This window comes from Porphyromonas crevioricanis (assembly GCF_900476255.1).
GTDB classification, from domain to species: Bacteria; Bacteroidota; Bacteroidia; order Bacteroidales; family Porphyromonadaceae; genus Porphyromonas; species Porphyromonas crevioricanis.
The window spans coordinates 83,798-95,314 of the sequence record NZ_LS483447.1 but is presented as its reverse complement, the minus strand read 5'-3'; the positions used below and the strand labels follow the sequence as shown (position 1 = coordinate 95,314).

Annotated in this window: 10 protein-coding genes; all 10 read right to left on the bottom strand. The window is 46.5% G+C overall.

The window, feature by feature from the left end; translation table 11 throughout:
• Nucleotides 1-55: 55 nt before the first annotated feature.
• Nucleotides 56-505, bottom strand: a complete 450-nt coding sequence (locus tag DQN70_RS00420; RefSeq protein ID WP_023937081.1) for a DUF4293 domain-containing protein — start codon at nucleotides 503-505, stop codon at nucleotides 56-58.
• Between the two features lie 14 nt (nucleotides 506-519).
• Nucleotides 520-897, bottom strand: coding sequence for a DNA-directed RNA polymerase subunit omega (locus DQN70_RS00415; protein WP_023937080.1), 378 nt, complete (start codon nucleotides 895-897; stop codon nucleotides 520-522).
• Between the two features lie 17 nt (nucleotides 898-914).
• Complete coding sequence (locus DQN70_RS00410; RefSeq protein WP_023939853.1) at nucleotides 915-1,736, bottom strand: outer membrane protein assembly factor BamD; 822 nt, start codon at nucleotides 1,734-1,736, stop codon at nucleotides 915-917.
• A gap of 772 nt (nucleotides 1,737-2,508) precedes the next feature.
• On the bottom strand, nucleotides 2,509-4,563 hold the full coding sequence (gene htpG, locus DQN70_RS00400; protein ID WP_023939849.1) for a molecular chaperone HtpG: 2,055 nt from the start codon (nucleotides 4,561-4,563) through the stop codon (nucleotides 2,509-2,511).
• Between the two features lie 147 nt (nucleotides 4,564-4,710).
• Nucleotides 4,711-5,277 carry an elongation factor P gene (efp, locus tag DQN70_RS00395; RefSeq protein ID WP_023937068.1) on the bottom strand — a complete coding sequence of 189 codons (567 nt, stop codon included), beginning with the start codon at nucleotides 5,275-5,277 and terminating at the stop codon, nucleotides 4,711-4,713.
• Between the two features lie 115 nt (nucleotides 5,278-5,392).
• Entirely contained in the window at nucleotides 5,393-6,436 is a 1,044-nt protein-coding gene (locus DQN70_RS00390; RefSeq protein ID WP_023939847.1) for an endonuclease/exonuclease/phosphatase family protein, read from the bottom strand.
• A 150-nt stretch (nucleotides 6,437-6,586) separates the two neighbouring features.
• Nucleotides 6,587-7,348: an exodeoxyribonuclease III gene (locus tag DQN70_RS00385; RefSeq protein ID WP_023937065.1), complete on the bottom strand. Its 762-nt coding sequence runs from the start codon at nucleotides 7,346-7,348 to the stop codon at nucleotides 6,587-6,589.
• A gap of 140 nt (nucleotides 7,349-7,488) precedes the next feature.
• Nucleotides 7,489-10,041, bottom strand: a complete 2,553-nt coding sequence (locus tag DQN70_RS00380) for a YfhO family protein (protein ID WP_023939845.1) — start codon at nucleotides 10,039-10,041, stop codon at nucleotides 7,489-7,491.
• A 112-nt stretch (nucleotides 10,042-10,153) separates the two neighbouring features.
• Nucleotides 10,154-10,834: a YggS family pyridoxal phosphate-dependent enzyme gene (locus tag DQN70_RS00375; protein ID WP_023939843.1), complete on the bottom strand. Its 681-nt coding sequence runs from the start codon at nucleotides 10,832-10,834 to the stop codon at nucleotides 10,154-10,156.
• The gene (locus DQN70_RS00370; RefSeq protein ID WP_162831714.1) at nucleotides 10,831-11,292 is read right to left on the bottom strand and encodes a DUF4494 domain-containing protein; all 462 of its coding nucleotides are present in this window, start codon (nucleotides 11,290-11,292) and stop codon (nucleotides 10,831-10,833) included. The genes DQN70_RS00375 and DQN70_RS00370 overlap by 4 nt, the downstream gene beginning before the upstream one ends.
• Nucleotides 11,293-11,517: the final 225 nt, after the last annotated feature.

The window sequence follows — 11,517 nt, the reverse complement described above, 5'->3', positions numbered from 1 at the left end:
CTACGAAAGTAAATTCAAATAAATGTGTCTGCTCAGTCAGGCCTTGTTCTCTGTCTTACCTCAGGCGGTTGAGAGCTCTAATCTTAGCTTCGTCAGCTCCGATCCCTCGGATCGCCAGATAGAGTAGGATGATACTTACAAATGGTAAACTCATCCATAGTTTGAAGCTGAAGCTGAGCCCTTCGGCTGAGATAAAGCTGTATGCGATCATGGCGAAGTATACCAACAAGCCCAAGATGAGCAAGATGTTGAATACACACAGCCTGATCTGCAGGATGCGCCTCTTGTATAAGAATATGGTGATAAAAGAGACCAATACAGAGAGAAAGTCTACAAAAAATAGCCCCCAAGTGGGTTTTACCAACTGCGCACTCATACTGCGAATACCGGCTGTAGTGATCTCATAAGTATCGGCCCCATAGGCTACTGCCAAAGGAAGAAAGAGTAGCATAGTCATTGCTACTCCTGCCAACAATAGCCAAAGGGTTTGTATTCGTTGCCACATAGCTTTTCCTTTGTTTATGCTTCTTGAGACCCTTCGGTGGCTTCCGGGGTTTCTACACGACCGGATACTTTGGCTTGCTCTCCCGGCATATAGTACCTCAGAACCCCATCTTCGTACTCTTTTGTTGCGATGAGTACGGGCTTAGGCATACGCTCATAGGCTTTGGATATCTCTATCTGCTCTTGGTTCTCGTACACCTCCTCCAATGTGTCGGAATACGAAGCTACCTCCTGCAACTGCTGTTCCAAATCTTTTTTAACCTCTTGAGCTATCTGATTGGCTCGTCTGGCTATGATCCTCACCGTCTCGTAGATATTACCGGTATCGGCACTCAATACAGAGGTGTCTCTTGTGACAGTGTTTGTAGGGGCATTTACTTTCTTCAGTTCCATATATTATTGTTCGATGTTTATACGTTTTTGGATATATGCTTAGACACAAATTCATAGATCTGTCTTACCTGACGCAGATACTTACCGTCAGGAAATTCGTTGATATAAGCATAATACTGATCCAATACCTCTCTGTATCGGGTCTGAACTTTTTCGTTCACACTAAAAGAAGCTTCTTTATAGCTGGCTCTGAGGATGAGATAGAGAAAATCCTCTCGATATTTCGTATAGGGGAACTCCTTGAGAGCCTCTTTGCCTGTGATGATACAAGCCCGGTAGTTATTACCCATATAGAGTCCTAAATTGTAGTACAACTCTGCGTGGAGATATTCCTTGTAGGCCAATTTGTCTTGCAAATCGAAGAGCATCTGCTTGATTTTCTCCACATGTACTCCTTCGGGATAGAAATCCAAATAGGCTTGCATCTCCTGAATAGCTTCATAGGTAGCCGATTGGTCGAGTCTGGCTTCGGGAGAGGCTTCGTAAAATCCCATGGCTGCCTTGTAACGAGCTTCCTCAGCTTTGGGGGCTTTGGGGTAAGAACTGTAGTAGCGAACGAAGAAATCCGAAGCGGCAATAGGGCGATTGTCTTTGTAATACGAGTCGGCAAGCAGATAGAGAGATTCCGGCCCTTCTGCCGATCCATTGAATACGGGGACAACTTCCTGTAGCAGGTCAATAGCCTTGCTGTACTTCCCACTTTCGTAGTATTTCTTTGCGTAGGCGTACTTCAGATTGTTATTGGCCGACTTCTGTACACGCACAAACTCTGAACAAGAGCTAAGTCCCATGATCAGAGAGGCAAATACCAAGAAGAGGCGAAATACTGCTTTGTGCATACAATACGCATATTAACCCCACAAAGGTAGTCTTTTTTGTGGAAACTTCTTCCCTCTGCTTTTTGTCCTTCGGAGGTTATACACTCTACGAAAAAAAAGCAACACTTAGTCTAAATTTCGTGAGGGTATGCTAATAACAAAACGATGTTTCATGCTTATCGCATGGGTGTTATTAGATGTTTCTCATAAAGATATTTTACCGAATGGCCCATTGTTTATACCTTCGGCAATAAGGAAAGATCAATAGTAAAGTGTGCTTTCCTTATGATGCTGGTAACAAATATTAGGAGATAACTTTGTTATGAGGATATTCACAAATAATCACACCAGTAGGGATGGAAAAGAAACACTTCTTTTGGAGTGTGTAAGGACGATATTGTTTTTGATGTACTTTTTGATCTCGCTCTATTTCACATTCGACAGGGATGATTTCTTTTTCTGGATTACTGTAGGTGGGAGCATAGTTTATGCTTTGACCATTCTAGGAACATTTTGTTTCCGGAATATGCACAAGAAGACTCTCTAATTAATCTACCCAAGTAACAGAGTTGTGTTAGAATTCAATTTTGGCACGGCTCCTTTTTGCTATTGAGGTGTACTTACAGCTGGAAAATATGCTCTGCTGTCCTCGGCCTCGTTATGGAAAAAAATAAGTAAGGGCGTGTCGAATTTATCTCGGCACACCCTCACTTACTGTGAGACACTCCAAAGATAGAGATCTAAAGGAAGACCTCCACTAAGAGAGGAGAGAGAAAGCTTAAAACTACTTATCTCAGAGCAGGCGTTGCGAACGGCTCACGAAGTTGGCCAGTGCTTCTCCTGTAAGCAGTCCTCCGGAGAGCAGAGCCAAGTCCAGAAGTTGACCTATGAGTTCATTGGATTTCCCATATTGGCTGAGCTTTTCCGATATTTCAGCTTTGATTTTTTCTTCTTCCTTACGAGCTTTTTCTAAGGCCTCTTTCTCTGCGGAAGGGATTTCTTCATCCTTTTTGCCTTGTTGTTTGGCACTCAATTTGGCTACTTCCTCTTTCTGTTTGTTCAGCTGTTGGCGCACTGTTGTTAGCTCTTTGTCTGTTTGCGTTTTGGTATCATTCAGTATACGCACAATCAATTCGTGGTCGGTATTGAGTACGATATTGTAGCTGTCCGGTAGCTGACCATAGAAATTCATTCCGGGTTGCAATTTCGCCATCTCCTGCATACGACGCATAAACTCATCCTGTGTGATTGTTACGGCATCGGCTGTGGCACCCATGGAGGCTAATTGTATGTGGAAGCTCTTTTTGTCCACTGTAGGCAGACATGCTCCGAATACTTCCCTGAGTATATCGCTATCCTCTTGTCCTAGGCTGACTCCCGCTTTTTCTTCCTTATTGATCAGTTTGTCTGAGGTGGCACTGTCTACACGTACGAAAGCTGTCTTTTCGTGCTTTTGCTCCAAACGGCTCATGGTATGGACGTCCAATTGGCCATCCATTACCAGCACACTGTATCCTTTGTCTGTAGCGCGTTTTACATGTACGTATTGCTCATCCTTCGATGTTGTGTAAAGCATTACCAACCGTTCGTCCTTGTCAGTCTGTTCGCCACGTACCAGCTCGGTATATTCTTCGTAGGTATAGTGCTTGCCTTCGGTATCGGTAAAGAGATAAAATTTCAGTGCTCGGTCATAGAACTTCTCATCGGTGAGCATTCCATAAGCGATAAAGATTTTTAGACTATCCCATTTCTCCTCGTATGTCTGGCGATCTTTTTTGAAAAGTTCTTCCAGCCTATCTGCTACTTTCTTGGTGATGTGCGAGGATATTTTCTTGACGCGGGCATCACTTTGCAGATACGAGCGTGAGACATTGAGAGGGATGTCCGGGCTGTCTATCACACCATGCAACAAAGTCAGGTAGTCCGGTACAATACCCTCTACTTCGTCAGTTACAAATACTTGGTTGCAGTAGAGCTGTATCTTGTTTCGTTGCAATTCTATCTGATTTGTTACCCTCGGGAAATAGAGAATACCTGTGAGGTTGAAAGGGTAGTCCACATTGAGGTGTATCCAAAAGAGCGGATCGTCCCCCATTGGGTAGAGGTCGTGGTAGAAAGTCTTGTAATCCTCATCTTTCAGCTCGGCCGGCTGTCTCGTCCAGGCCGGGGTAGTGTCGTTGATCTGATTGTCTCGCTCGGTGTCCTGATACTTGCCATCTTTCCATTCCTGTTCTTTGCCGAAAATGATTGGCACATTCAGAAAACGGCAATATTTCTTTAGTAATTCCGATATGCGTTCGGGTTGTAGGAATTCTTTGTTTTCCTCATCTATATGCAGTACTATATCGGTACCTCTGTCTTGTTTGTCCCCAACCGTCATTTCATAGTCAGGATCGCCAGTACAGCTCCAGTAGACGGCTGGAGCTTCTGTTTGGTGACTTTTTGTGAATACTTCTACCTTTTTGGCTACCATAAAAGCCGAATAGAATCCCAGACCGAAGTGTCCGATGATGTTCGCTTTGTCGTCTTTGTATTTTTCGAGAAACTCCTCAGCTCCGGAAAAGGCAATTTCGTTGATGTAGCGATCCAGCTCTTCGGCAGTCATCCCTATCCCCCGGTCCGATACGGTGAGAGTCTTTGCCTCGGGATCTATTTGTATGCGTACACTGAGCTCTCCCAACTCTCCTTTGGCTTCTCCCTTTGATGCCAAAGTACGTAGTTTATTGGTCGCATCCACAGCATTAGAAACCAATTCACGCAGGAAAATGTCGTGGTCACTGTAGAGAAACTTCTTGATGACGGGGAATATATTGTCGCTCGTTACCCCAATACGCCCTTTTTTGTTCATTGTTAAATATTTTGATTTTAGTTTGTTTTGCTATTACACTCTATCTACGTGCAAAAGAAATGCCAGCTCCGAATTTCGGAGCTGGCATTCTGACAAATTGACATATCCCGAAATACCAACAAGGCGATTGTCGGGATTTTGGGGCAATTATTCTTTCACACGACCTACATAAGAGCCATCTCGTGTATCGACTTCGATCAATTCTCCTTCGCTGATGAAGAGAGGTACACGTACTTCGGCTCCTGTCTCCAAGGTAGCCGGTTTAAGAGCGTTGGTTGCAGTGTCTCCCTTGAGACCCGGCTCGGTGTATGTAACACGTAGGGTTACGTGTGGGGGGAGTTCGCAGGTGAGGATTGTTTCGCTGGCAGCATGTACCATTGCCTCTACCATATCGCCCTCTTTCAGGAACTGCACTCCCTGGATCCCTTCTCCCGGGATGCTTATCTGGTCGAATGTTTCGGGGTGCATGAAGTTGTAACCCATCTCATCCTGATACAGGAATTGATAAGGACGACGCTCGATACGCACCTCTTCTACTTTCACACCGCTGTTCCATGTCTTATCAAGGATGCGACCTGTAGATACGTTGCGCAATTTGGTGCGAACAAAAGCCGGACCTTTGCCGGGCTTTACGTGGAGAAATTCCACGATGAAGTAGTACTGGCCATCGATGTCGAGGCACATACCATTTCTAAAGTCTGCTGTCGTTGCCATTTATTCTGTAGTATTGTTTCTGGATAATAGCTGAACGTGGTCTTTCTTCTCTCTTCTCATTTGGAGAAATGAGTGAAGACGGAGCAAAAATAGTGATAATCGGGCAACCCGAAACTTACTGCTTTATCTCTTTCACTAGATAGATATACACAGGGAAGTGGTCGCTGTATCCGCCCTGATAGGCCCCTCCTACCATTGTGCGGAGAGGGTATCCCTTGAACTTCCCTTCTTTTTGACGAAGGAAAGGTTTGTTGAAAACAAAGGCCAGATGCTCCGTATTAGGATCTTGATATAGCCGGAAACTGCTGTAGTTGTTCCCTGTTAAGTTGCCATTGACGCAAATGATGTCGAAAAGGTTCCAAACATCACGATAGGCCAATGTGCCTATCCCGTTTTTGTACAACCGAAGCATGGGGGTAAAAAGTTCGTTGTAGGCTAAAGGATCAGCCTTTTCCTTTAGATCCAGACCTTTCGCTACAGAGGGAGATGTGGGGTCATCATTGAAGTCTCCCATGAGAATCACTTTGGCTGTTTCATCGGCCGATACGATGGAGTCTGTGAGGGTGCGCATTACACGGGCTGCGGCCATACGTCTGTGTATGGATGCTGCCTCTCCTCCGGCTCTGGAAGGCCAGTGCCCCACCAGAAAGTGGAAATTCTCCCCATCTATCTTACCCGAAGCAAGAACAACGTCTCGTGTTTTGATATGAGGCTCTCCAGGGATATTCACCGGGTGTGCACTGCTATTGGTGAGTCGAAAGATCTCTGGTCTGTAGAGCAGTGCGCAGTCAATCCCTCTCAAGTCAGGTGAATCATAATGAACGATGCTGTATCCCAAGTGCGCCAGTTGCGGTTGAGCTACCAAGTCTTCCAGGACACGGCGATTTTCTATTTCCGATACTCCGATCACCGCCGGACCTCTCCCCCCGATGCGACTAATTACATCGGCCATATTGGAGAGCTTTTCTTTGTATCGCTCCTCCGTCCATTTGTTGCGTCCTTCCGGAAGATAGTCGGAGTCTTGGTTTGGCCCTTTTTCCGTATCGAAGAGGTTTTCCAGATTGTAGAATGCTACTGGTACCTTGATGTATTGCTGCTGGGCTGAAGCTGCCGTACAGAGGAACAAGCCGAGCAGGAGTAGATGAAATACTTTTTTCATGCTGATCTAAGAATAGCGTTGTTTTGTGCTAAGTCATGCCACGCAAGCAAGTCTCCGGCAAAAGTAAAACAATAAAGTCGGATTGGGACCCAATGACGTTTCAGGCTTCTTACTGGCTCAATTCTTTATCCTTTTGTTCAGACGAAGTCATCAAAGTGTAACACTTACCGGGCAATGGTCGCTATGTACAGCGTCGTTGAGTATTTCGGCCTCTTTGAGTTCGGAGCGAAGGTTATCGGTAAGCATACAGTAATCAATACGCCATCCTTTGTTTTTTGCTCTTGCTCCGGCTCGATAGCTCCACCACGAATATTTGACTGCTTCGGGATAGAGGTGGCGAAATGAGTCTGTGTATCCATCGGCCAAGAATTGAGACATCCAGGCACGCTCTTCGGGCAGAAACCCACTTACCGTGGCATTGCGCACCGGGTCATGTATGTCTATAGCTTCATGGCAAATATTGTAATCACCGCAGAGTACCAGCTTTGGCCGGCTTGCACGAAGTTCGCCTACATAGTCTTGGAAGTCCGAGAGCCACTGCATCTTGAAAGCCTGACGTATATCTCCACTTTGTCCAGAGGGGTGATACGCAGAGATAACGCTGAGGTCGCCGAAGTCGGCCCGGATAAAACGTCCTTCATTATCATAAGCCTCTATACCCATGCCGGATTGTACCTTGTCCGGCTCTATCTTGGAGAGGATAGCCACTCCGCTATAGCCTTTCTTCTGGGCTGAATAGAGATAAGAATAGGGGTATCCGGCTTCGACAAAAGGAGTCGGGTCGAATTGATCCGGTTGGAGCTTTGTCTCTTGTATGCAAAATACATCTGGAGACTCTTGTGCTAACCATTCGGCTAACCCCTTTTTTACGGCAGCCCTTAGTCCATTGACGTTGTAGGATATTATTTTCATCGCTTTTTTATTCCTGGTTATCTGTGTTTACTGCTTCTCCTTGTAAATTTTTATTTGGGTGAGACTCCTAAAAAACAGCTCTTTTACCCTAAAGGAAAACTACGACAGTAAAACCCGGAAAATACGGATTAGGTTGCTCGTTATTCTTCTTTATTATCCATCTTTTTTGCTCGCAGGTGAACAAACTGCTTCAAGACCAAAGCGATGGCGGCTGCTACAAGGAGGTAGAACATGACGTATGCTATACGCTCTGTTCTATGTATGGAGTCCGGCTCGAAGCTAAGCTCCAATCGGTGTTCTCCGGCCGGTATGGCGATAGCCCGAAGTACATAGTTTGCTCTGACAATGTCTACCCGTTGTCCGTCTATCGTGGCTTTCCAACCGTGAGGATAATAGATTTCGCTCAATACCGCCAAAGCTGGTTCTTTGCTCTCGGTTCTATACACAAGTTTGTTGGGGGTATGACTTTCTATATCGATACGGGCTGTGCTGTCAGTTAGTTTGGGTATAGAACGCAAAGTTTGCGAGTCGAAGCGTTTGTCTATCACAGCAATATTTCTCAGATCGAGTGTATCGAGAGCTTTCATCTCTGCATTGGCATCTTCTACCCACTTTATCTCACTGACAAACCAAGCTGGTCCATAGGTTGCTGCGTTGGGGATTACCTGAGGTTGACCCTTTTCGTCGGGTATGAGTAGATAACGAGTGTTGAGCATGGCCAATACGCGTGGATTGCGCTTGGATAGCTGATGGTCGATCAGATCCTGGTATCGCTGCAGCTTGGCTGCGTGATACCCTCCTACACTGTGATGCCAGCGAGAAGTTGTTGCGTCGTTGAATGTATCTACGGAGAGATTTAGTACACGGAAACCAGGTGTTTTGTCAGCCAAAATCAATTCGTCAGCGATGCTCTTCGGGGCTGCCTGTGCCTTGACCATTTGCGAGCTGATGAAATGGACATCATTAAGGTAACGTTTGTCAACCACCCAAAGATCGATCAACGTGATTGCACCTACCAGCAACAGAGTGGGTATGGCCGAGAGCTTGCGATACAGGTACAGGACAATGGGAATAACCGACAAGACGATGATCAGCGAGCTGCGCCAGGCATCAGCCTGGAAGATTGCCATACGCACGGAAGTGAGACTATCTATCACTTGACCATAAACCTGTGGATTTTTTGCCATTACCTGAGTAAAATGGTTTTGCTCCTGCACAGAAAGGAAATCGAAAAAGAGAGAAGGAGAGAGGGCAAATAGCAGAGCGGCTCCGGCAGTAAGCCCCAAGCTAAGACCTATGGCCCACTTGTCTTTGAGAGCCTCTTCCGGATGACGAAGCAACTCGCTCAACCCCAGTATAGCTAGGGCCGGTATCGTAAATTCTGCTATCACCAAAATGCTCGACACTGTGCGGAACTTGTTGTACATCGGGAAGTAGTCGATAAACAAATCCGTGAGCCACATCAAGTTGTGCCCCCAAGAGAGCAGTACGGAGAGTATGGTGGCAGCAAGCAAAGCCCATTTGATGGGTCCTTTGACTCGAATGCAACCAAAGATGAAAAGAGTAAGTACGAAAGCCCCCACATACACAGGACCGGCCGTAAAAGGCTGATCCCCCCAGTAATGATTGCTACTGGCTACATAACTCCTTATCTCGGGATGAGAGACCTTGTCTATTATGATCTCCGCTGTTTTTTCGCTGGCTCCCATGTATCCGCTGCCTCCCCCCTTTACATTGGGGACAAGTAAGCTCCAAGTCTCTCCTTTGCCGTAGCTCCAGCGCGTGATATAGTCTTTGTCCAGTCCACTCTTATTTTCGTGAGAGGCACTATTTCCGCCTTCTTGCTGTTTGAGGGTCAGTTCAGAGCCACCACGCATGGTCTCTTGTGAGTATTGGTAGGTGTGGTATAGATTGGTGAGATTGATAGCTACACCTACGATGCCTGCAAATAGCAAGGTAAGCGAGGCTATCCCGAAGCGTTTGAGTTGTTTCTGCTGAATGGCTTCGACCAGAAAAGCCACAAAGAGAGCAGCCATCACGAAGAGGAAGTAGTAGCTCATTTGCACATGGTTGGCCAGAATTTGCAAGGCTACAAAGAGAGCTGTCACAAAGCCTCCTTTGAGATATTCGCCCCGGTAGCACCAAACCATCCCGGCTATGGTCGGAGGAATGAAACACAGAGCAGTGAGTTTCCAGATATGTCCGGCTACAATCAGGATAAGGAAGTAGCTGGAAAAAGTCCACATCACGGCTCCTATGATCGATGGCAGGATTTTTTGTCGCAAGGAACGCATAAAGAGGTAGAATCCGCCAAGCATGGCAAAGAGCAGCCAAGCATAGGACCCCAGCAGGTCGAATGGCAGGCGAAGGGTACCTACATATTGTGCTTTCTGCAGGGCCTGTGTGGAGGGGTAGGAGGGGGAGATTTGGTACATCGGCATTCCTCCGAAAAGACTGTTGGTCCAGTAGGAGTGTTCGCCGGTAGCCTTTTCGTGGTCGCGCACGTCTTGTGCCGTGCCACTGGCTCCGGCTACATCTTGCTGGAAGAGCTCCCGCCCCTGGAATGTTGCTGGGGTAAAATATGCGAGGGACAGGGCAGCGAAGAAAAGAATGACTGCCACCGGTACCCCATATCGCCGCCACAAACGAGGACAGCGGTTTTGCGACTGTTGATTCTGATTGGTCTCTGTCATAATATCTGTTTCGGTCTCCCTTTTGAGTATTGTATTTGCTGTATTGTGATTGTGGAGCGAATGGAAGCCTCAAACAAAAGTGTTGCTAAATCTTGGACTCTAAACTGCTGTCTCAGATGTGGTTGCGTTCTCCGAAGATCGCCGTGCCGATGCGTACGGAAGTAGAGCCTTCCTCTATGGCAATGCGATAGTCACCACTCATTCCCATGGAGAGCTGGCAGAAGTGTGGGGATGTAGCAAAGCAGCCTTGTTTGAGGGATGAGAAAAGATGACGTATTTGCCTGAAGTCAGAGCGGATACGCTCCTCATCGGAAGTAAGAGTGCCCATTCCCATCAGTCCGCAAGTGCGAATGTGAGGATAGGCTCCCGGGGTGGCCAGTAGCCGGGCTGCCTCAAGAAGCTCGTTCGAGGCAAATCCACTCTTGGTCTCTTCGGCTGCTACATGTACCTGCAGCAAGATGTCTATCACACGCCCCACTCGTTCGGCTTGCCGTTCGATCTCTTCTACCAGCTTGATCGAGTCTACACTTTCTATCAATGAGACAAAGGGGGCGATATATTTTACCTTGTTGCGTTGCAATGTTCCTATTTGATGCCATTGCAGTTCGGGGCAAATATCTTGCAGAGCTTCGGCCTTACCGACCATTTCTTGTACTCTGTTCTCTCCGAAATGACGTTGCCCGGCACGGTAGGCCTCTATTACGCTTTCTGCCGGGTGAAACTTGGAGACGGCTACCAACCGCACTGTGCTCGGCAGGCCACTCCGCACGGCATCCAATCGCTCTGCAATCATCGGCTGACCTCCTTTAGGTTTCCCTCGAATGGATAGATGTCTATAATATTGGTGTCGGTTATAGAGGCAATTTCATAGGTTGCCATTCCTTTGTTCATCTCTTCTATCAGGCGTTTGACCGCTGTCTCGAGCGAAGAGGCTTGCACCACCATTGTGGCAGGAGTTTTTTTCTCGGTGGCTGTTTTTTCATCAAGTGTAATGTATAAAACCTTAGCTCGATAGTAGCGATCCTCTGTTTCATTGGCAGAGGTAAATAGCTCTGCTATCTTAGCACGTTTGATATTGTTCACATTAAATTCCCCCATTGACACAAAAGGAGTCACTTCCTTGATGATACGAGCTTCTGCTTCAGTGAAGCTAAGCGCATCGACCAGATAACTTTCTACAACTTTTTTTGTAAGGCCGGTGTCGGCTGTTTTCTCGTAAGAAACTTTGCATTCAAACCAATTCATCTTGATATTGATATATATATATATATATGATTATCCTCTTGGGTCTGACTGAATTTATCGGGGCAGTTGTATGTCCCCATGCATCTTGTATGCAGACCTAGTCTGCAAAGGTAATGATAAGAGTGCGTTAGGGAAGGCTATGCTCAAAGAGATTGGGTGGAAATAGCTTTTTTTTTATTATTGCGCTGGAATGTGGAATACTCGTTTGGAGAGGTGACGGCGATAATGATT

Bases quoted from the DNA above. Each gene is read 5' to 3' on its own strand.
- efp (WP_023937068.1), bottom strand. From the start codon at position 5,277: ATGGCAACGACAGCAGACTTTAGAAATGGTATGTGCCTCGACATCGAT.
- DQN70_RS00385 (WP_023937065.1), bottom strand. From the start codon at position 7,348: ATGAAAATAATATCCTACAACGTCAATGGACTAAGGGCTGCCGTAAAA.
- DQN70_RS00390 (WP_023939847.1), bottom strand. From the start codon at position 6,436: ATGAAAAAAGTATTTCATCTACTCCTGCTCGGCTTGTTCCTCTGTACG.
- DQN70_RS00375 (WP_023939843.1), bottom strand. From the start codon at position 10,834: ATGATTGCAGAGCGATTGGATGCCGTGCGGAGTGGCCTGCCGAGCACA.
- htpG (WP_023939849.1), bottom strand. From the start codon at position 4,563: ATGAACAAAAAAGGGCGTATTGGGGTAACGAGCGACAATATATTCCCC.
- DQN70_RS00410 (WP_023939853.1), bottom strand. From the start codon at position 1,736: ATGCACAAAGCAGTATTTCGCCTCTTCTTGGTATTTGCCTCTCTGATC.
- DQN70_RS00380 (WP_023939845.1), bottom strand. From the start codon at position 10,041: ATGACAGAGACCAATCAGAATCAACAGTCGCAAAACCGCTGTCCTCGT.
- DQN70_RS00420 (WP_023937081.1), bottom strand. From the start codon at position 505: ATGTGGCAACGAATACAAACCCTTTGGCTATTGTTGGCAGGAGTAGCA.
- DQN70_RS00415 (WP_023937080.1), bottom strand. From the start codon at position 897: ATGGAACTGAAGAAAGTAAATGCCCCTACAAACACTGTCACAAGAGAC.